General features: G+C 68.8%; 18 protein-coding genes and 2 pseudogenes. 8 read left to right on the top strand and 12 right to left on the bottom strand.

The window, feature by feature from the left end; genetic code table 11:
• Positions 1 to 123 precede the first annotated feature (123 nt).
• From ABZ412_RS34530 to ABZ412_RS34510, 5 genes are all read left to right on the top strand, one after another.
• Positions 124 to 1,701, top strand: a complete 1,578-nt coding sequence (locus ABZ412_RS34530; protein WP_357289106.1) for an APC family permease — start codon at positions 124 to 126, stop codon at positions 1,699 to 1,701.
• Positions 1,702 to 1,734: 33 nt separating this feature from the next.
• Positions 1,735 to 2,700, top strand: a complete 966-nt coding sequence (locus ABZ412_RS34525; RefSeq protein ID WP_357289103.1) for a nitrilase-related carbon-nitrogen hydrolase — start codon at positions 1,735 to 1,737, stop codon at positions 2,698 to 2,700.
• Positions 2,700 to 3,734 carry an agmatine deiminase family protein gene (locus ABZ412_RS34520; protein WP_357289100.1) on the top strand — a complete coding sequence of 345 codons (1,035 nt, stop codon included), beginning with the start codon at positions 2,700 to 2,702 and terminating at the stop codon, positions 3,732 to 3,734. Before ABZ412_RS34525 ends, ABZ412_RS34520 begins: the two co-directional genes overlap by 1 nt.
• A gap of 163 nt (positions 3,735 to 3,897) precedes the next feature.
• Complete coding sequence (locus tag ABZ412_RS34515) at positions 3,898 to 5,262, top strand: NAD(P)/FAD-dependent oxidoreductase (protein ID WP_357289097.1); 1,365 nt, start codon at positions 3,898 to 3,900, stop codon at positions 5,260 to 5,262.
• Between the two features lie 95 nt (positions 5,263 to 5,357).
• Positions 5,358 to 6,485 (top strand): serine/threonine-protein kinase, encoded by a 1,128-nt coding sequence (locus ABZ412_RS34510; RefSeq protein ID WP_357289095.1) that lies wholly within the window; start codon positions 5,358 to 5,360, stop codon positions 6,483 to 6,485.
• A gap of 4 nt (positions 6,486 to 6,489) precedes the next feature.
• Here ABZ412_RS34510 and ABZ412_RS34505 read toward each other — a convergent pair.
• The 10 genes and pseudogenes from ABZ412_RS34505 to ABZ412_RS34460 form a co-directional block, all read right to left on the bottom strand.
• Positions 6,490 to 6,666 (bottom strand): annotated as a pseudogene (locus ABZ412_RS34505) (pyruvate kinase); the annotation flags it as partial.
• Between the two features lie 15 nt (positions 6,667 to 6,681).
• On the bottom strand, positions 6,682 to 6,909 hold the full coding sequence (locus ABZ412_RS34500) for a pyruvate kinase (protein WP_357289092.1): 228 nt from the start codon (positions 6,907 to 6,909) through the stop codon (positions 6,682 to 6,684).
• A 140-nt stretch (positions 6,910 to 7,049) separates the two neighbouring features.
• Positions 7,050 to 7,850, bottom strand: a complete 801-nt coding sequence (locus tag ABZ412_RS34495) for an ATP-binding cassette domain-containing protein (protein WP_357289090.1) — start codon at positions 7,848 to 7,850, stop codon at positions 7,050 to 7,052.
• Positions 7,847 to 8,896, bottom strand: coding sequence for an ABC transporter ATP-binding protein (locus tag ABZ412_RS34490; RefSeq protein ID WP_357289088.1), 1,050 nt, complete (start codon positions 8,894 to 8,896; stop codon positions 7,847 to 7,849). The genes ABZ412_RS34495 and ABZ412_RS34490 overlap by 4 nt, the downstream gene beginning before the upstream one ends.
• On the bottom strand, positions 8,893 to 9,780 hold the full coding sequence (locus ABZ412_RS34485; RefSeq protein ID WP_357289085.1) for an ABC transporter permease: 888 nt from the start codon (positions 9,778 to 9,780) through the stop codon (positions 8,893 to 8,895). Before ABZ412_RS34485 ends, ABZ412_RS34490 begins: the two co-directional genes overlap by 4 nt.
• Positions 9,777 to 10,724 (bottom strand): ABC transporter permease, encoded by a 948-nt coding sequence (locus ABZ412_RS34480; protein WP_357289082.1) that lies wholly within the window; start codon positions 10,722 to 10,724, stop codon positions 9,777 to 9,779. Before ABZ412_RS34480 ends, ABZ412_RS34485 begins: the two co-directional genes overlap by 4 nt.
• A gap of 1 nt (position 10,725) precedes the next feature.
• Complete coding sequence (locus ABZ412_RS34475; RefSeq protein WP_357289079.1) at positions 10,726 to 12,366, bottom strand: ABC transporter substrate-binding protein; 1,641 nt, start codon at positions 12,364 to 12,366, stop codon at positions 10,726 to 10,728.
• 75 nt (positions 12,367 to 12,441) lie between these two features.
• Positions 12,442 to 13,419 carry a nitrilase-related carbon-nitrogen hydrolase gene (locus tag ABZ412_RS34470; RefSeq protein WP_357289076.1) on the bottom strand — a complete coding sequence of 326 codons (978 nt, stop codon included), beginning with the start codon at positions 13,417 to 13,419 and terminating at the stop codon, positions 12,442 to 12,444.
• Complete coding sequence (locus ABZ412_RS34465) at positions 13,416 to 14,456, bottom strand: agmatine deiminase family protein (RefSeq protein WP_357289073.1); 1,041 nt, start codon at positions 14,454 to 14,456, stop codon at positions 13,416 to 13,418. The genes ABZ412_RS34470 and ABZ412_RS34465 overlap by 4 nt, the downstream gene beginning before the upstream one ends.
• A gap of 122 nt (positions 14,457 to 14,578) precedes the next feature.
• Positions 14,579 to 15,289 (bottom strand): hypothetical protein, encoded by a 711-nt coding sequence (locus ABZ412_RS34460; RefSeq protein WP_357289070.1) that lies wholly within the window; start codon positions 15,287 to 15,289, stop codon positions 14,579 to 14,581.
• A gap of 265 nt (positions 15,290 to 15,554) precedes the next feature.
• On the opposite strand from ABZ412_RS34460, the gene ABZ412_RS34455 reads away from it, so the two are divergent.
• Entirely contained in the window at positions 15,555 to 16,685 is a 1,131-nt protein-coding gene (locus ABZ412_RS34455) for an agmatine deiminase family protein (RefSeq protein ID WP_357289067.1), read from the top strand.
• A 4-nt stretch (positions 16,686 to 16,689) separates the two neighbouring features.
• Positions 16,690 to 17,265, top strand: coding sequence for a TetR/AcrR family transcriptional regulator (locus ABZ412_RS34450; protein ID WP_357289064.1), 576 nt, complete (start codon positions 16,690 to 16,692; stop codon positions 17,263 to 17,265).
• 6 nt (positions 17,266 to 17,271) lie between these two features.
• On the opposite strand, the gene ABZ412_RS34445 is transcribed toward ABZ412_RS34450, so the two are convergent.
• Together ABZ412_RS34445 and ABZ412_RS34440 are read right to left on the bottom strand one after the other, a co-directional pair.
• Positions 17,272 to 17,844, bottom strand: a complete 573-nt coding sequence (locus tag ABZ412_RS34445) for a TetR/AcrR family transcriptional regulator (protein ID WP_357289061.1) — start codon at positions 17,842 to 17,844, stop codon at positions 17,272 to 17,274.
• Positions 17,845 to 17,921: 77 nt separating this feature from the next.
• Positions 17,922 to 18,986: pseudogene (locus tag ABZ412_RS34440) on the bottom strand (agmatine deiminase family protein); the annotation flags it as partial.
• A gap of 266 nt (positions 18,987 to 19,252) precedes the next feature.
• On the opposite strand from ABZ412_RS34440, the gene ABZ412_RS34435 reads away from it, so the two are divergent.
• On the top strand, positions 19,253 to 20,149 hold the full coding sequence (locus ABZ412_RS34435) for an IS5 family transposase (RefSeq protein ID WP_357289132.1): 897 nt from the start codon (positions 19,253 to 19,255) through the stop codon (positions 20,147 to 20,149).
• Positions 20,150 to 20,151: the final 2 nt, after the last annotated feature.

Raw genomic sequence — 20,151 nt, 5'->3', positions numbered from 1 at the left:
TGCGCCGGATCCGGTGCCAACCCGGTCTCCGGCAATGACGCCGCCGATCGGTTCGCCACCGCGGCGCGGTGCGGTCGAGGGCCCCGGCCTTCGACCGCGCCACACCCCGTACCAGGAGCTTGGATGCTCGTACAGAACACCTCCGAGACGGCAGAGCCCGCTCAGGACCACACCGCTTCCAGCGGTAAGGGATTGGCCACCGACAAGGTCGGCACCCTGGCCGGCGCGGTCCTGAGTATCGCGTCCATCGCCCCCGCCTACACCACCACGGCCAGCGTGGGCCTGATCGTCGCCGCGGTCGGCCTGAAGATGCCCGCCCTGCTGATCGCCGGGTTCGTTCCGATGTTCCTGGCGGCCTTCGCCTATCGCGAGTTCAGCACCGAGACACCGGACTGCGGAGCCTCCTTCACCTGGTCGGCGCGCGCGCTGGGACCCTACGTCGGCTGGATGGCCGGCTGGGGTTCGGTGATCGCGGTGGTCATCGTGCTCGCCAATATCGCCGCGGTGGGAGCGGAGTTCCTCTATCTGACCATCGGACGGATGACGCACTCGGAATACATTGCGGCACTGGGTGAGAACAAGCTGATCAATATCGTCACCACGCTCGTCTTCCTGGCCGCGGCCGGATGGGCGGCCAGTCGGGGCATCAGTTCCAGTGAGCGGGTGCAGTACGTGCTCGTCGGGTTCCAGCTGACCGTGCTGCTGCTGTTCGCGGGCATCGCCCTGGCCAAGGCCCTCAGCGGCGATACGCCGTCGGGGCTGAGCTTCAGCCTCGACTGGTTCAACCCGCTGACCGGACTCACCCTGGGCGCCTTCGCGATCGGATTGATCGGCTCGGTGTTCATGTACTGGGGCTGGGATACCGCACTCACCCTGGGCGAGGAGTGCAAGGACCCTCAGCGCACGCCCGGCCGCGCCGGACTGCTGTCGATCCTGACCGTGCTGGGCACCTATCTGCTGCTGGCGGTCGCGCTCATGTGGTACGCCGGGGTCGGCGACACCGGCATCGGCCTGGGCGGGGAGAAGGCCCGCAACAATGTCTTCGGCACGCTCGCCGAACCGGTGATGGGCAGCGCCGGTGAACTGCTGCTGTTCCTGGCCGTCCTGGTCTCCACCATCGCCAGCCTGCAGGCCACCTTCCTGCCCGCCGCGCGCGCCATGCTCGCCATGGGCACGTTCAAGGCGCTGCCCGAACGGTTCGCGTCGGTGCACCCGGTGTATCAGGTGCCGCGGTTCGGCGCGGCGGTCGCCGCGGTGGTGGCGGGCGGTCTGTACGCGATCACCGCGCTGCTGTCCGAGCACGTGCTGCTGGACACCATCGCCGCCCTCGGCATCATGATCTGCTGGTACTACGGCATCACCGCGTTCGCCTCGGTCTGGTACTTCCGCAAGCGGTGGTTCGCCTCCGCGCGCGACACCGTGTTCAAGCTCGTGTTCCCGCTGCTGGGCGGAGCCATGCTGCTGGTGGTGTTCGGCATCTCGGTCCGCGAGAGCCTGAAGCCCGAAGTCGGCAGCGGCGCTTCGATTCTCGGCATCGGCCTGGTGTTCTACCTCGGCTTCGGGATCCTGGCGCTGGGCGCGGTGCTCATGCTGATCCAGCGCTGGCGTCAGCCGGAGTACTTCCAGGGCAAGACCTTGCCGCGCGCGGTGTCGGGCGATCCGATGCCCGAGCCGGTCGCACCCCATCTGAGCGGGCACTAGCGCGCCGCACCCTTTCGACCATCAGGAGTTGTCATGCACGTCATCACTTGTTTCGAACCACCCGTTTCGCATGCGCGAGTGCAGGATCCGGTCCGCCCGCCGCTGCGGGTCGCACTGGTCCAGCACCGCTGGCAGGCCGACGGCGAGGCCGTGATCGCCGAGCTGAACGAGGGCATCGCGCGCGCCGCCGAGCTGGGCGCCAAGGCGGTCTTCCTGCCCGAGGTCACGCTGAGCAAGTACCCCGCCTTCGTGCGCGGCGGCGAGAATCCGGGCGCCGACGCCGAGGACCTGACCACGGGTCCGACCTTCACCTTCGCGGCCAAGGCCGCCATCGAGCACGGCGTGTTCGTGCACGCCTCGCTGTACGAGCGCGCCGACGAGGGTGACGGGCTCGGCTTCAACACCGCGATCCTGGTGTCCCCCACCGGCGAACTGGTCGGCCGCACCCGCAAGCTGCACATTCCGGTGTCGGCCGGCTACTACGAGGACACCTACTTCCGGGCCGGACCGGCCACCGACGAGGCGTACCGGCCGCACAGCCACCCCGATCTCGGCCCGGCGCGCATCGGTATGCCGACCTGCTGGGACGAGTGGTTCCCCGAGGTCGCCCGCATGTACTCGCTCGCGGGCGCCGACGTCATCGTCTATCCGACCGCCATCGGCTCCGAGCCCACCTTCCCGGATTTCGACACCCAGCCCCTGTGGCAGCACGTGATCGTCGGAAACGGCATCACCGCGGGCACTTTCATGGTGGTGCCCAATCGTTACGGCGACGAAGGCGAGATCACCTTCTACGGTTCGTCGTTCATCTCCGACCCGTACGGCCGGGTGCTGGTGCAGGCTCCGCGCGACGAATCCGCCGTGCTGGTGGCCGATCTGGATCTGGATCAGCGCACCGACTGGCTGACGCTGTTCCCATTCCTGGACACCCGCCGCCCCGACACCTACGCCCGCCTCACGGCTCCGGTCGACACCGAGCACCCCTTCGGGCGGGCCTGATGAGCTGGCGTATGCCCGCCGAGCACGGGCCGCACCGCCGCACCTGGATGGCGTTCCCACCCGAGGGTTCGGAGATCACCGCGACCCCCGAGGCGACCGACGAGGCTCGCAGCGCCTGGACCGCGGTCGCGCACGCGGTGGCCGAGTTCGAACCGGTGACCATGGTCGTCGATCCGGCCGACGTCGGCACGGCCCGGCGCACCCTGTCCTCGGCGATAGACATCGTGGTCGCGCCGCTCGACGATGCCTGGATGCGCGATATCGGGCCGACCTTCGTGCACGCCGACGACGGTTCGGTGGCGGCCGTGAACTGGGTGTTCAACGGGTGGGGCCAACAGGATTGGGCCTCCTGGGACGACGACCGCGAGATCGGCCGGGCGGTCGCGGCGGCGGCCGGGATCCCGGTCGTCGAGTCGCCGCTGGTGAACGAGGGCGGCGGCATCCAGGTCGACGGCGCGGGCACGGTCATCCTCACCGACACCGTGCAGTTGGACCCGTTCCGCAATCCGGGCCTGTCCAAGGCCGAGGTCGAAGCCGAACTGCGGCGCACCATCGGCATCGATACCGCGATCTGGCTGCCGCGCGGGCTGTGGCGCGATTCCCAGCGCTTCGGCACCCGCGGGCATTCCGACATCGTGGCGGCGCTGCCCGCGCCCGGGGTGGTGCTGGTGCACGATCAGCGCGACGGCGAACATCCCGACCACGCGCTCAGCCTCGAGCTGATGAAGCAGTTCGCGAACGAGACGACTTCCGCCGGAAAGCCTTTCACGGTCGTCCCGCTGCCCGCGCCGCGCACGCTGCGCGACGCGGAGGGGTTCGTCGACTACAGCTACATCAATCACTACGTCTGCAACGACGCGGTCATCCTGTGCGGGTTCGACGACCCGAACGATGCCGAGGCCGCGTCCGTGCTGGCCGAGGTCTATCCCGGCCGGACCATCGTCACCGTCGACGCGCGGCCGATCTTCGCGCGGGGCGGCGGAATCCACTGCATCACCCAGAACGAACCGCTGCCGGTCTCTGCCGGGCGGTAGCGGGCTCACCCGCACGGACATCGGACCGTCACGCCACCCTGGCGAATGAGGGGCGGTCCGGTGCGCCGAATCGGCGCGGGCATGATCGTGACCGCGCCCACATACTGAAATAGCAACCTCCGGGCTATCCGGAGGTCCTCGAATTACCGGTTAAGGAGCTCTCGTGGCTGTCATCACTCGTGACGTCGTGATCGTGGGTGCCGGACCCTCCGGCCTGACCGCTGCGGCGGAATTACGGAAGGCCGGCCTCACGGTGGCCGTATTGGAGGCCCGCGATCGGGTCGGCGGCCGCACCTGGACCGGCGACGTCGACGGCGCCATGATCGAGATCGGCGGCCAGTGGCTGTCCCCGCACCACACCGCCGCGCTGGCGCTGGTGCGCGAACTCGGGCTGGAGACCTTCTCCCGCTACCGCGACGGCGACTCGGTCTACCTGGCCGCGGACGGCACCCGCCAGCAATTCGTCGGCGACGTCTTCCCCGCCGCCCCCGAGACCGCCGCCGAGATCGACCGGCTGATCAAGCTGCTCGACGAGCTGGCGGCCGAGGTCGGCGCCGAGGCCCCGTGGACGCATCCGCAAGCGGCGGAGCTGGATTCGGTGCCGTTCAGCATCTGGCTCGAACGCCAGTCCGACAACGAATACGCCCGCGAGACGGTGTCGTTCTACGTCGCCGGCGCCATGCTGACCAAGCCCGCGCACACCTTCTCCACCCTCCAGGCCCTGCACATGGCCGCCGCGCAGGGGTCCTACACCTCGCTGGCCACCGACACCTTCATGCTCGACAAGCGCGTGGTCGGCGGGATGCAGCAGGTGTCGCAGCGCCTGGCCGCTCCCCTCGGCGCCGATCTGCACCTCGGTGCGCCGGTGCGCCGGATCCAGTGGTCCGAGACGGGTGTGACCGCCTTCGCCGACGGCGATCTCGAGGTGCGCGCGAACCGCCTGGTACTGGCGGTGCCGCCGAACCTGTACGCCGGTATCAGCTTCGATCCCCCGCTGCCGCGCCGCCGCCACCAGATGTACCAGCACATGTCGTTCGGCTTCGTGGTGAAGGTGCACGCGGTGTACGAGACCCCGTTCTGGCGCGCGAAGGGCTTGTCCGGCACCGGCTTCAGCGACACCGACATGGTCTCGGAGGTGTACGACAACACCAACCACGGCATGGACAACGGCGCCATGGTCGGTTTCATCGCCCACGAACAGGCCGACGCCTACTTCGCCATGGGTCCGGCCGAACGCAAGCGGGCCGCGCTCGACTGCCTGGTGCGCTACCTGGGCCCCGAAGCCGCCGAACCGGTCGTCTTCTACGAATCCGATTGGGGCTCCGAGGAATGGACGCGCGGCGCCTACGGCGTCAGCTTCGACCTCGGCGGCATGACCCGCTACGGCCACGATCACCGCGACCCGATCGGGCCCATGCACTTCGCCTGCTCGGACCTGGCCGGCCACGGCTTCCAGCACGTCGACGGCGCGGTCCGGATGGGCAAGGCGGCGGCCGCCGCCATCGTGGCGCAGCACAGTCTGGTCTGACGCACCTCGATGAGCGATCGGGGGGACCGCTACACTGGGCCACTGACTGAAATTTCAGTCGATAGCGTGGCCCGGTGTCGAAGGAGGTAGGGCGCATGGATACATCGGCGTTCGGCCGCTACGACCTGCAATCGCTCATCGGTGAAGGCGGTATGGGACGGGTCTATCGCGCCTACGACACGGAAACCGACCGGGTCGTCGCGGTGAAGGTCCTGCACGAGCGCCTCGCGACGGACCCGGAATACCGGGAGCGATTCCGTCGCGAGGCTCACTCCACCGCGCGGCTGCGCGAGCCCCACATCGTGCCTATCCACCACTTCGGCGAGATCGACGGCCGCCTGTACCTCGACATGCGGCTGATCGACGGCACCGATCTGCACACGCTGCTGTCCCAGCGAGGCGCCATGCCGCCCCGGCTGGCGGTGTCGTTCATCGACCAGGCCGCCGCCGCGCTGGACGCCGCGCACGCCGAAGGCCTGGTGCACCGCGACGTCAAACCATCCAACCTGCTGATCAACGGCCGGGACTTCGTCTATCTGATCGACTTCGGCATCGCCCACTCCGGAGCGGTGGGCCTCACCGGGGTCGGCAACGCGATCGGCACCTTCACCTATATGGCCCCCGAACGGTTCACCACCGGCCATGCCGACGCGCGCTCGGACGTCTACGCGCTGGCGTGCGTCCTGTACGAGTGTCTCACCGGGAACCGCCCCTATCCGGGCGACAGTCTGGAACAGCAGCTGGCCGGGCATCTGCACACCCCGCCGCCGCGGCCCAGTCCGGCCCGGCCCGGCATTCCCGTCGCACTCGACGAGGTGATCGCGCGCGGGCTCGCGAAGAATCCCGACCACCGCTACCCCACCGCCGGGGCGCTCGCGGCGGCCGCCAGACGCGCGGTCGAGTCCGCTCCCCGCACCGCCTCGCCCTTCGAATCCGGCAGCGGCGCACGGCAACCCGCCACCCGGATCCTCCCGCCACCGCCGCGGCTCGGTCCGCCCGCCCCGCCACCCCGGCCGGTCGCGGCGCCGGTGCCATCACCCCGACGGCGGCGCCGAGCCGTCGGCGTCATCTCGAGCGTGGCGATCCTGGCGGCGCTGATCGGCGCGATCACCTACTTCCTGCTGCCGCCCGCCGCGGAGGAGGAGCCGGACTACCGGACCGGGTACTCGGTCGAGACCACCGGTTACCCGTCCGAAGCCGGCTCCCCCGTCCCGAGTGAATAGGAACTCAGTAGTCCCACCCGCCGATCCGAAGGATGGCGTTGGTCGATCCGACCGCGCCTGGCGGGGTGCCCGCGACGATGACCACCAGATCGCCTCTGCGATAACGGTTCATGGCCGGCAGCGCATCGTCGATCCGGGCGATCATGCCGTCGGTGGAACGCACCTCGGGCAGGATGAAAGTTCTCTGTGCCCCAGGTCAGGGCCAGTTGGTCGCGACGGCGAGAATCCCGACCGTGCGGCTGGCCCGCGCGTCCGCCGCCCGCACCCGCTCGTAGCCGGCCCGGTGGTCGGCGTGGCTGAAGTTCATTCGGGCGATATCCATTCCGCTGGTGACGAGATCCTCGATCCCCGCATCGGTGGCGACCTCTGGTCCCAGGGCGCACACCCCCGGCGCGCCGGCGGGTGCCGCTCCGCGGGGTTTCAAGCGCGGAGTGGGCGGGGATCATGGTGCGAGCGTTGTCAATTCGGCGCCTTCCGTGGCCGAGAGCACAGACCGGTCCGCCAGGGGATGCGGGAGCATCGCCCTGGCGGATGTCGGTGCGCTGATCGATGGTTGTGTACAGCTCAGGGGTTGGTGTCGGCCGGGATCGATCGACGCCGGGGACGCCATCCCGGCCGCGGGACACTGTCGAGCAGCGCCCGCGTGTACGGGTGCCGGGGGTCGCGGAGCAGCTCGTCCGTCGGCCCGGCTTCGACGATCCGACCGGTCTGCATGACGATGCAGTGCTCGGTGATCTGGCGGACGACCGCCAGGTCGTGGGTGATGAACACGTAGGAGATCCCGGTGGACTCCCGGATATCGTCGAGCAGGTTGAGGATCTGCGCCTGGATCGAGACATCCAGGGCGGCAACGGCTTCGTCGAGTACCAGCACCCGGGGATCGGCGGCGAGCGCGCGGGCGATGGCGACGCGCTGACGTTGGCCGCCCGACAGGTGCGCGGGCAGGGACGCGAGCAGGCGCGCGTCGAGCGCGACCATATCGGCGAGTTGCCGCACCCGCTCGGCGGTGGCGGCGTGCCCGGTGTGCAGGCGCACGGCCTCGGTGAGCGTCTGGCGGACCGTGCGCTGGGGATCGAGGCTGGTATACGGGTCCTGGAACACCATCTGCGCCTCCCGGGCCCTCGCGCGGCGCGCACGCGTGGAGCGCGACGGCCGGGATCGGTCGCCACCGCAGCAGACGATGCAGCCGGCGCTGGGCTGTTCCAGCCCGATGATCATGCGAGCGACGGTGGTCTTGCCCGAGCCCGATTCGCCGACGATGCCGATCGAGGACCCGGCGGCCAGTTCGAAGGACACGTCGGTGACCGCGGCGAAGGCGCCGAAGTTCTTGCACAGTCCGGAGACTCGCAGTGCCGGTTCGTTCATTCGGTGTCTCCTCGCAACCGCGGTCCGAGTTCGTCGGCGCGCAGGCATCGCACGGCGACGCCGGATTCGTGGGTCAATGGCACGGGGCCGGATTCGGTGCAGCCGGGCACGTGGAAGGGGCAGCGGGCGGCGAACGCGCAGGTCGGTTCCGCCTCCCACGCCCCGATCGGGCGTCCGGGGATGGCCGCCAAGCGCGTCCGGGGCCGGTCGAGGTCGGGTCGCGCGCCCGCCAGGGCCGCGGTGTAGGGATGTCGCGGATCGTGGTGCAGCGCTTCCGATTCCTGCGATTCGACGATCTGGCCCGCGTACATGACGGCGGTGCGGTCGCAGACGGCGGCGGCGAGATCCAGGTCGTGGGTGATGAACAGCAGCGACATCCCGGCGTCGTGGCGCATCTCGTCGAGGATCGCCATCACCTCCGACTGGGTCGTCACGTCGAGGGCGGTGGTGGGCTCGTCGGCGAGGATGAGCTTGGGTTCGCCGAGCAGGGCGGCGGCGATCATGACCCGTTGCAGCATGCCGCCGGACAGGTCGCCCGGGTACTGCCGCATCCGGCGGGCGGTATCGGTGATCCCGACCTCGGAGAGCATGCGCTGCGCGCGCCGGGTCGCCTCGTGCCGGTCGGTCCGGCCGACCGTCCGCAACTGCTCGGTCAGGAAGTCGCCGATGCGCCGCACCGGATTGATGTACGCGCGGGGGTCCTGGAAGATCACCGCCAGATCGCCGCGCTTGCGGCGCAGGGCGTCACCGCGCAGGGCGAGCAGGTCCTGGCCGTCGAAGCGGATGGTCCCGGTGGTCTCGGCCCGGTCGGGCAGCAGCCGGGCCAGCGTCCGCAGGGTCATGGACTTCCCGGCCCCGGATTCCCCGACCAGCCCGAGCGCTTCGCCGCGCTCGATGGTCAGCGAGATGTCGCGCAGGACTTGGCGTTTGCGGCCGCCGACGTCCAGGGTCAGATTCAGTCCCTCGATCGCGACCAGCGGCGCGTCGGCGCCGGTGGCCGCGGGACCCCGCGACCCGGGGACGGTCTGGGGGGTGGCGGTAGTCATGAGCGTTCCCTGCCCTGCTTGTCGTTGAGGCGTTCACCGAGGATGTTGAAGGAGACGATGACCAGGACCAGCGCGGCGCCCGCGACGAACGATTCGGCGGGAAACCCTTGCAGCACACCGGTTTCTCCCTCGGAGACCATGACGCCCCAGTCGGCCTGCGGCGGCTGGACACCCAGTCCGAGGAAGGAGACCGCCGCGAGATCCAGTGCGGCCCAGCCGAACAGGATCGTGGCCTGCGCGACGAGCAGGGGCGCGATATTGGGGATCAGGTGCCGGATCGCGATGGACCAGGCGCCGCTCCCCTGCACCTCGAGCGCCTCGATGTAGGGCAGCGAGCGTTCGCGCAGGGCCGCGCCGCGCACGATCCGGGCCACGTAGGGGGTGTAGGCGACCGCCAGCGCGAGCGCCGCCGACCACTGGCTGGGCCCGAAGACCGCCGCGCCGAGGACCGCGAGCAGCAGTCCCGGGAACGCGAACACGAGATCGGATCCCGAGGAGATGACGCTGTCGGTCCAGCCGCGCCGCCACGCCGCGAGCACCGCGAGCGCGGTCCCCGCGATGATCGCCACCGCGGTGACGATGAACGCGCCCAGCATGGACGAGCGCGCCCCGACGAGCAGACGCGAGAGCAGGTCACGGCCCTGGGAGTCGAAACCCAGCGGGTGCGAACCGGTGGCGCCGACGAACGCGTGCGAGAGGTTGCTCTCGTTCGGCGGGAACGGGGCCAGCAGCGGCCCGAAGACGGCGACGATGATCGCCAGCACGATGATCACCGCGCTCGCGTAACCGATCCAGCCGACACCGTTCAGGCCGGGAACCCGCCACCTGCGTCCGGTCGGGAGGCTGACATCCGAGGCGGGCACGGGCCCGGAGACGATGGTCATGCCGCCGCCGTTCCGAGACTCACCCGCGGGTCGAGCAGCGCGTAGAGGAAGTCCACGACGCTGTTGACGATCACGAACGCCACCACCATGAGCAGCGAAATGGCTTGGACCACTGCGAAATCCTTGTTCTGTGCGGCCGTGACCAGACTCGATCCCAGCCCGTTGAGGTTGAACGCCTGCTCCACGATCGACACCAGCACGATCAGCGACGCCAGGGCCAGGCCGGTGACGGTGGTGATGGGGATCGCGGCATTGCGCAGAATGTGGCGGCGCAGAATGTGGTGCGCCGGCAGGCCGCGACTGATAGCGGTCCGGACGTGCTCGCGGGCGGATTCGGTCCGCACCGACGCCCGGGTGATGCGGGCGACCAGCGCCAGCGACGAGCACGCCAGCGCGATCGCCGGCAGCGTGAGATGTTTGATCTGGTCGGCGAATCCGACGCCGTCGCCCAGGGCCGGGAACCAGTGCAGCTTCACGGCGAACAGACTGATCAGCGCGAGAGCCGCGACGAAGGACGGGAGCGCCGCGAGCACGGTGGTGGTCAGCAGCGCCGCGGTGTCCAGGATGCCGGGCTTGAGGGCGCTGAGAACGCCGATGCCGATACCGATCACCACAATGATCAGCGACGTGTAGGCCACCAGCAGCAACGTGGTCGGCGCACGTTGCGCGATGAGCGTCGACACGTCCTGCCGGGTACCGATGGAGTAGCCGAGGTCGCCGTGCAGCGCCGAGGTCAGCCAGTACCAATAGCGCACCGGCAGCGGGTCGGCGAGGTGATACCGCTCGGTCAGCACCGCGCGGTACTCCGGGGTGATCTGCCGCCCGCCGGTCAGCACCGCGATGGGGTCGCCCGGCGCCAGATACATCGCGGCGTAGACGCCGATGCTGGAGATGAACAGGGTCGCGAGCAGCAGGGCGCCGCGTCGCAGGAGGAAGCCGCGCATGTCATTGCCCCCGGCCGAGTCCGGCCAGCCACGGCGCCTGCATGTAGGCGAACGAGGAGGGCGCGCCGGTGAGCTTCTTGTCCAGGATCAGGAACAGCGCGGGATGGACCATCGGGATCCAGGGCAGGTCGGCCATGACCAGCCGGTCGGCCTCGATCATGGCCGCGGCCCGCTGGTCCGGGTCGGCCTGGGTGCGGGCGCGTTCGAGCGCGGCGTGCAGTTGCGGATTGTCGTAACCCGAATAGTTCTGCGCGCCTTTGGGTTCGGTGTAGCTGGCGATCAGCGCCGCGGGATCGGCGGAGTCACCGTAGGTGGTGGTGCTGAACGCGTCGACACCCTCGCGGGCCTTGGGATCGGTGAACAGGTTGATGTAGTTCTGCGGCGAGACGTTGGACAGGCTGGCGTTCAAGCCGATCGAATCGGCCGCTTCCAGCCACGCGTTGGCGGCGGTGTTGACCGTGGACAGTCCGGTGGAGGTGGCGATGACGAACGGCTTCCCGGTGGCTCCGGCCTCGCGGATGAGCTGCTTGGCCCGCTCGAGGTCGGGCGCGGGATCCGGCGCCGCGTTCCAGGCCGCGGTGAACGCGTCCTTCGCGTACCCCCAGGTGCCCGGATTGGTGGACATACGCGGCCCGACCGCGTTGCCGCCGTACACCGCGGCGCTGAAGGCGTTGCGGTCGAAGGCCAGCGACAGCGCCTGCCGGACCCGCAGGTCGCCGAGCACGCCGGTGAGATTGGCGGGGATCAGGAATTCGGTCTCGCCCGAGGGTCCCTTGTGGATCTCGACATTCTTGATCTGCTCGAGCTCCCGGAATGTGGAGGTGTCGGTCAGATAGGTTCCGCTGATCTCGCCGGTCGACAGCCCGGTGGTCAGGGTGGCCGCGTTGGAGACTCCGCGGAAGTCGATCCGGTTGGTCATCGGTTTCAGCGACGGATCCCAGTAATTCGGATTCGCCGTCACCGTCAGCGATCTTCCGGCCGTCCACTCGGCCAATTTGTACGGCCCGGTGCACATCGCGCCCCCGTCGGGCGTGCCATAGCGCTGCCCCTGACCGCGGGCATACCGTTCCTCGATGACCACACCCGCCATCGACGAGAGCTCCCCGGGCAGCCAGTAGTCCGGGCTGCTGAGGGTGAGCGTGACGGTGTCGGGACCATCGACGGAGATCTTGGTGATGCGGTTGAGGACCGTGCTGTAGAAGCCGCCCGTCTGGGTGTCCATATTGCGTTGCAGGCTGAACGCGACGTCGGCCGGAGTCAGCGGTTGACCGTCCCAGAAGCGCACTCCGGCACGCAGTTTCAGGACCAGGGTGGTCGGGGTGGCGAAGTGGTATTCACTGGCCAGCCCGGGCGCGAGCGACCCGTCGGGCTGTTGGCGCAGTAGCGATTCGCACAGCGTCGAGACCACGGTGTTCTCCGGGTAGTCGAACGCGGTGGCCGGATCGATCGTGGTGGGGTCGCGGTACAGCGCCCAGGTGGCGCTGTCCGCGGGCCCGGCCGCCGCGGCGGTCATCGAGGGGAGGCCCAGGAAGTTCGAGCTGGAGATGGCGGTGGCGGAGGTTTCCGGCCGTCCGCCGCACCCGGCCAGCAGAGCTGTCGCACAGGTGGCCAGGGCGACCGTTTTCATTGTGGTGATGCGCATTTCGTCCCTCGGAATGTCGTGGGCCTGTCTCGGTGTGCCGCGGGCTAGCCGCCGGGCACGGGAGGGGTGGTGCTGTTATGCCTCGACGGCGGCAGATTCGGCGGTGAGAGCGCCGTAACTGGCCGGGCGGCGGGTGTCGAACATGCCGAAGGTGAGCCAGTCCCGACGCTGGTCCAGATCCAGGTCCGCGACCAGGACGGTGTCCCGGTCCCGCGGCGCCTGCACGATCGTCCGCCCGTACGGATCGGAAATGAACGACGACCCGTAGAAGGTGATGCCGTCCTCGTGCCCGATCCGATTCACCGCGACCATGAAGGTGGCATTCGCCAGGCCATTGGCCGCGATCATCTGATGCCACATCGGCAGAGTGTCGAATTCCTTCAATTCGGGATCACTGCCGATCGCGGTCGGATAGACCAGAATCTCCGCGCCGCGCAGCGAATACACGCGCGCCAGTTCCGGGAACCACTGATCCCAGCAGGTGGGGAATCCGAATCGGCTGCCCGCCGCGTCGATCACCGGGAATCCGCTGTCGTCGGAATCGAAATAGCGGTCCTCGTGATACCCGGGGAATTGGGGAATGTGCAGTTTGCGGGTGCGGGCCAGCACCTCGCCGCTGGGCGCGACCAGGATCGCGGTGTTGTACCCGCGGCCGGTGTCGCTGTGCTCGTAGAGCGAGGCGTGCACCAGGATCCCGTGGCGGGCAGCGAGGTCCCGCGCGAACGTAGTGGTGGGCCCGTCGGGAATGGTCTCCCGGTGCGCCGCGGCCTCGGCGTTGTCGGGCACGGTCGCGAAGTACGGGCTCAGGGTCAGTTCCTGCAGGCACACCACCTGCGCCCCGAGCAGCGCCGCGCGGGCGACGCCGGCGGCCAGGACCGCGCGATGTTCGTCCGGATCGGCGTGCCAGCTGGTCTGCACCGCGCCGACCCGGATCGGGGTCCGCGTCGGCGGGTCGGTGCGGGCCGGTGAGGACGTCGGCGTGCCGAGCGCGGTGACGGTGACGAAGGTGCCGTCATCGGTGTGGTCGGGTCCACGGAAATCGAGGTCGCTCACAGGTTCACCCCCGCGCTGGTCACGGCCGGGATCTGTTGGGTGATGCAGTGGACGCCACCGCCGCCGAAGGCGACGATATTGCCCGGGACGCCGACGACTTCGCGATCGGGGAAGGCCTTGCGCAGGGTGTCCAGCGCGGGCTCGTCGAGTTCGTGCCCGGCGGTCGGGGTGATCACCGCGCCGTTGGCGACGTAGAAGTTGGCGTAGGCGACCATGGTGTCGGTGCCGTCGGGCAGGGTGGTGACCGGGAATTCGGGCAGTTCGTAGATTTCGAACGGCCGGCCCGCCGAGTCGGTCGCGGACCGCAGCACCTCGAGGTTGGCGGCCATCCGCTCGTAATCGGGCAGATCAGGATTCGTACAGGTCTGGGCGACCACCGCGCCCGGCCGCACGAACGTGCAGACGCCGTCGACGTGGCCGTCGGTGTGAGCGTCGTCGAAATGCCCGTAGGGCAGCCAGATCACGGTCGTGATGCCCAGTCGCAGCCGCAGCTCCGCCTCGATCTCCTCCCGCGACATCGACGGGTTGCGATTCGGGTTGAGCAGGCACTGCTCGGTGGTGATGAGGGTGCCCTCGCCGTCGACGGTGATCGAGCCGCCCTCGAGCACCATGCCCGAGGCGTGGCGATCGAAACCGAGGGCCTGGAGTATCCGCCCGGCGAGTGCGTCGTCCTTGTCGTAGGGCAGGAATCGTTCGCCCCACGAGTTGAAGCGGAAGTCGACGCCCGCGCGCCGCCCGTCCCGATCCCGCACGATCAGCGGCCCGGAATCCCGGATCCAGGAATCGTCGATCGGCATCTCGACGACATCGACCGCCCTGCCGCACGCCTTGCGCACCTCGTCGGCCTGACCCGGATTGGCGATCATCAGCACCGGCTCGAAGTCACCGATGGCGTTCGCGGTCGCGGCGTACTCCGCTTTCGCTTCCTCGAAGTAGGGGCCCCACAGGCTTTCGCGGGTCGGCCACGCCATGAGGCAGCGCTCGTGCGGCGCCCATTCGGCCGGCATTCGCCAGGTGGTGGTTGTACTGCTTTCCATTTGCGTTCTTCCGATCGTTCGGACGTCGAAACGTAGGGGCATCTTCACACTGACCAAATTGTTAGTCAATGGCGCTGACCGGCCTGGACCTGCTGCGATACCTGCCGGTCAGCGGGTTGCGGTCAGTTCACCGGAGCGGGCGGGGTGGCCAGGTCGGCGAAGAACTGGAACAGGGCCACCGCCGTGATCGGCCCGCCGACGGCGATCAGACCGACAGCCGCACCCAGCGGCGCGGTGGCGGCGGCGGTGACCAGGCAACCGCCGATCGCGCCCGGGATCGCCAGGGTCCCCAGGGTCGGGATGCCCGCGCCGGCGCCCAGCAGCGCCCCGCCCGCGACGCAGCCCACGGCCGCGCCGATCGCGGTTCCGATCAGGGTGCCGACCGCGGCGCCGATGGTGGCGGCACTGGAGAGGTTGGCCAGCGCCTGGTTGTAGTTGGGATTGGCGGTCGCGTCGATCGAGGTCAGCGTCGGCGTTCCCGCCGGAACCGGCACCGCCGCGGCCGGATCGGTACCGGGCGTCAAGGTGGCGGTGTTGCCCTCGACGCGGGCCGCGATCGGCCAGACCATGCCCTCACGCTGATAACTCAGCGGCAGCACCGCGACCGGTGCGCCGCTGCGGTCGAGCACCTCGAACCGGCCGTCCCGGGCGGCCAGCGAACCGGCGTCGGTGGTGACCACGACCGAGTGGTCGACCAGGGTGGCCCGGTACTGGATGCCGGGTGCCGAGTTCGGCGAATCCGGCTGCGCACCAGCGATATTCGCGGTCATCGACGTGCTGGCGAGAGCGGCCGCCGCCAGGGCCGCGGTCGTGGTGATCGAGCGAAACTTCATCCTGATCTCTCCGGTTGGGGATGTTCGGTGTGGATCAGTGTGCGCCGCATCACTCCCGTGATCGCCATGACAATGTGTCTAAATTTTCAGTCAGTATTCGCCCGACCGTCCACTGGAAGTGCGACAGACTCCGCACTACAAGTGCATGACGCGCCCGTACGGCGGCTATCGATTGAATTTTCAGTCAGGGCTATCATCTCGGTAGCCCTGCGATCGCTCATGCGATCGGAACCCATCAACGGACCGGACAACAAGGAGTGGCGCGATGCGGCGGCGGCGATTCTTTCAGGTGAGCATGGCGATGGCGGGCGGTCTGCTGCTGGCCGCGTGCGACGACACCGGCTCGGACACCAATGACACTCCGCCCAGCCGGGTTCCGCATGACGACCGCGCCTGGTTGATGCCCGAGGAGGGCGATCCGCACACCCGGACCTGGATGGCATTCGGTGCGAGCGAACGGGTCTGGGGCGCGGAGCTGCTCCCGGTGGTCCGCCACAACCTGGCCTCGATCGCGCAGGCCATCGCGCGGTTCGAGCCGGTGTCGATGCTGGTCCGCCCCGAGGAGATGGACATCGCGCGCGGGCTGATCGGCGGCGCGAACGTCGAACTACTGCCCGCCGCGCTCGGCGATCTGTGGATGCGCGACACCGGGCCGGTGTTCGTCAAGGGCGTCGGGGCGCTCGCGGGGGTCGATTTCAACTTCAACGGGTGGGGCGGGAAACAGTCGCACGCCCAGGACGCGAAGGTCGCGCAGATCGTCACCGGCCGGGCCGGGGTCGAAACGCTGCACACCGGTCTGGTGCTCGAGGGCGGCGGGATCGAGGTCGACGGCCAGGGCACCGCCATCATCACCGAAAGCTGTGTGCTCAACGACAATCGGAACCCGGGTTGGAGCAAGCCGGAGGTCGAGGCCGAGCTGAAGTACCTGCTCGGCCTCGAGAAGATCATCTGGCTGCCCGGCATCAAGGGCCACGACATCACCGACGGCCACACCGACTTCTACGCCCGCTTCGCGCGGCCGGGCGTCGTCGTGGCGGGCCTCGACACCGACCCCGAGTCCTACGACCACGACGTCACCCAGCGTCACCTCGAAATACTGAGGGACGCAACGGATGTGCACGGCAACCCGCTGCGGGTGGAGGTGATCGAAGGTCCGGCGCAGGTACGCCCGCAGTACCGGAACGAGAAGGACTTCGCGGCCGGGTACATCAACTTCTACGTCTGCAACGGTGCTGTCATCGCGCCGCAGTTCGGCGATCCGGACGGCGATGCGGCCGCCAAGGACACCCTCGAGCGTCTGTTCCCGGACCGCGAGGTCGTACAGATCGATATCGACGGCATCGCCGCGGGCGGCGGCGGTATCCACTGCACCACCCAGCAGCAGCCGGTCGGCTAGCGCGGTGAGGGAACGTGAACGGCACATCCTGGACGCGGCGGTCCGGGTGATCGCCGAGGACGGGGTGCAGGGTTTGCGCATCGGCAAGTTCGCCGCCGAGGCCCGCGTCTCGACCGCACTGATCTACCACTACTTCGAGGATCGGGCGGGCGTGCTGCGCCATGCCCTCGAATATCTGGATCTGCGGGCGGCGGCGCACATCGAGGAGGCGGTGCCCGCGGACCTGTGCCCGCGCGCCGCACTCGACCGGATGCTGCTGGTGGAACTGCAGAGCGCGCTCGACGTGCGCATGCACTGCATCGCCTGGGGTGAACTGCGGGCCAGCGCGGTGTTCGCGCCGGAGCTGCGGGAGACATTGCGGTCGACCACCGGTGAATGGGTCGACCATGTCGCGGATGTGATGCGGGAGGTGGTCGAGACCGCGCACGGTAGCCCAGCGCCCGACCTGACCGGCGCGGCCGAACGCCTCACGACCCTGGTGGAAGGCTTGAGCAAACGGTGGCTCAGCGGGTACTGCACTATCGAGCGGACCCGTGAATTGCTCTCCGGCGCAATCACTGCCGAGCTCGCCACGATCTGATCGGTGTCAGACCCGGCCCAGTTCGGCGACGACCGCGCCCGCGAGCAATTCGCGGGCGCGAGCCAGGTCCAGGGAGCCGCTGAGCCAGCGCTCACTGAGGCCCTCCACGAGGGCGGTGAGGCGTTCGGCGGCGGCGGTGGGGTTGACGTCGCGGACCGCGAGCCCCGCCTCGCGGGCCCGCTCGATGAGGGCGGCCGCTTCCTCGACCCAGCTCTCGGTCGTGGTGCGCAGCTGTTCGCGCAGATCCTCGGAGAAGACCGCGCTGGCCCGGAGTTCGCCCCAGGCGATGCTGTTGTTGCGCACGTCGGGAACGTCCTGGATCTCCAGCAGCAGCATATGTTCCAGCGCGGCACGGGGATTGGCGATCGCGAACGCCGAATCGGTATAGCGCTGCGCCTGGGCGTTGATGAATCCCAGCGCGGCGTCGAGCACGCCCGACCGATCCTTGAAGTGGTAGTAGATCAGCGCCGTGGAGACTCCGGCTTCGGCGGCGAGCTTCTCGATACGCAGCCCGCGCACGCCGTCCTGGGCGATGACGCGAATGGCTGCTTCCAGGATCTGAGTCTGACGGTCGGACACGGAACCTCACTTTACGGATGTGCCGGATGATCGGACGTATACGGGTCCCGAGGGATGGGCGGAGTGCTCAGGTTCGCGGGTTCCTGCTGGGTGGTGCAGTGGATGCCGCCACCGCCCGCGGCGATGCCGTCGATCGGGATCTGCGCGACGTAGCGGTCCGGGAACAGGCGGCGCAGGGTGGCGTGTGCCGCCGAATCCGCTCGGGGATCACCGAATTCGGGTGCGATCACCGCGCCGTTGCAGACGTAGAAGTTGATGTAGCCCGCCGCGAAGTCCTCGCCGTCGAACTGCGGGCGGACCTGCGACGGCCCCTCGATCACCTCGACCCGCAAGGGCCTGCCCCGGGCGTCGGTGGCCGAGCGCAGGATCTCGAGATGCGTGTGGGTGACGTCGTAGTCGAAGGAGTCCGGGTCGGTGTCCAGCCCCGCCACGACCACACCCGGCCGGGCGAAGCGGGCGTAGAAGTCGGTGTGCCCGTCGGTGATGTCGTAGCCGGCGATGCCCGGCAGCCAGATGATCCTCTCGAGGCCGAGCAGGTATCGCAGCTCGTCCTCGACGTCCTTCTTCTTCCAGCCCGGGTTCCGATTGTTGTTGAGCACACAGCTTTCGGTGATGATGGCGGTGCCCTGGCCGTCGACCTCGATTCCGCCGCCCTCGAGCACCAATTCGGCGGGCAAGGACTCCACTCCCGCCGTGCGGGTGACGAAGTCGGCCACCTTGCGATCCTGCCGGGCCTTCTGTTTCCCGCCCCAGCCGTTGAAGTTGAAATCGACCGCGGCCATACCGTTCTCGCCGTGTACGAAGACCGGTCCGGAATCGCGCATCCAGATGTCGTCGAGCGGCGCGGGGATCAGGTCGATACGGGGGTCGGTGAGCAGGCGGCGGGCCAGATCGAGGTCCTCGGGGCGGACCACCACCGAGACGGGTTCGAATCGCGCGATCGTCAGCGCGATCCGCGCCAGATCGTGCTGGACCTGTGGCAGCAGGCGTCTCCCCCACACCGCCTCGTTCGCGCCGAAGGCCATCCAGGTCCGCCGGTGCGGATCGCCTTCCTCCGGCATCGACCAGCGGCGGCCGTCGTCCTCGAAGTCGCGCGAATCTCCCAGCAGGCGGCTCAGCGCACCGCTCGCGAATCGGCCCATACCCATGCTTTCTCTCCCGTACTTTTCGAAAGCCCCGCACACCGACTCTAATCTTGACTGAAATTTCAGCCAACACCGGCGCGCGGGGCGGCCTCCGTGATCCCGCAGGTGGTCTAGGCCGTGTTTTGAAAGTAGTTCGTGTGGAGGGGTGCCGCGAAGCGGCACCCCTCCACACGTGAGCTGGAAAGCGCTGTCCACGTTGGCAAATGGGCGAGGTCTCCGGTAGATGGTTCAGCGACCAAGCAGAACTTCACACCGGAGACCTCGTGGCCAGCGTAGCGGTGACGAGGCGATCGGATCTGACCGATGCCCAGTGGGCACGGTTGGAACCGTTGCTGCCTCGCGGCAAGAAGGCGGGCCGTCCGCCGAAATGGAGCAGACGCCAACTTATCGACGGGATCCGATGGCGCACCCGGGTCGGGGCACCGTGGCGGGATGTGCCGGTCGAGTACGGGCCATGGCAGACGATCTATGGAATGTTCCGGCGCTGGCAGCGGGCCGGGAACTGGGTTTTCATCCTGAAGTTGCTGCAAGCGTTGGCCGACGCCGTCGGCGCGATCTGCTGGCAGGTGAGTGTGGATTCCACCATCGCGCGGGCTCATCAACACGCCGCCGGAGCCCGCCGCGACGGTGACCGACAGGTCGAACCACCTGGCGGGGTCTATCCCGAACCTGCCGATCACGCGTTCGGTCGTTCGCGCGGCGGCTGGGGCACGAAACTGCACGTGGCCTACGAACAGGGACTGCGCCCGTTGGCAGTGGTACTGACCGGTGGCCAGGCCGCCGACAGTCCGCGCATGAGCGCGGTACTGGAGGCGATCTGGGTGCCGCGCTTCGGGCCGGGGCGGGCGCGAGTTCGTCCGGACCGGGTCTTGGCCGACAAGGCGTATTCCTCTCGCGCCAACCGCGCCTATCTGGCCCGACGTGGCATCCGGGCGACCATCCCGATTCCGGCCGACCAACTCGCCAAACGCCGCAACCGCGGCTCAGGTGGCGGGCGGCCACCGGCATTCGACCCCGAGATCTACCGCGACCGCAACGCCGTCGAGCGCGGCATCAACCAGCTCAAGCAACACCGCGCTGTCGCAACACGATTCGACAAACTCGCCGTCCGCTACCTGGCCACGATCCACATCGCCGCCATCAACCAATGGCTACGGTGACC

It is taken from the genome of Nocardia sp. NPDC005746 (assembly GCF_040630785.1).
GTDB lineage: Bacteria > Actinomycetota > Actinomycetes > Mycobacteriales > Mycobacteriaceae > Nocardia.
Note: the sequence above shows the minus strand (reverse complement) of the source record. Positions and strands in the feature narration are given on the sequence as shown.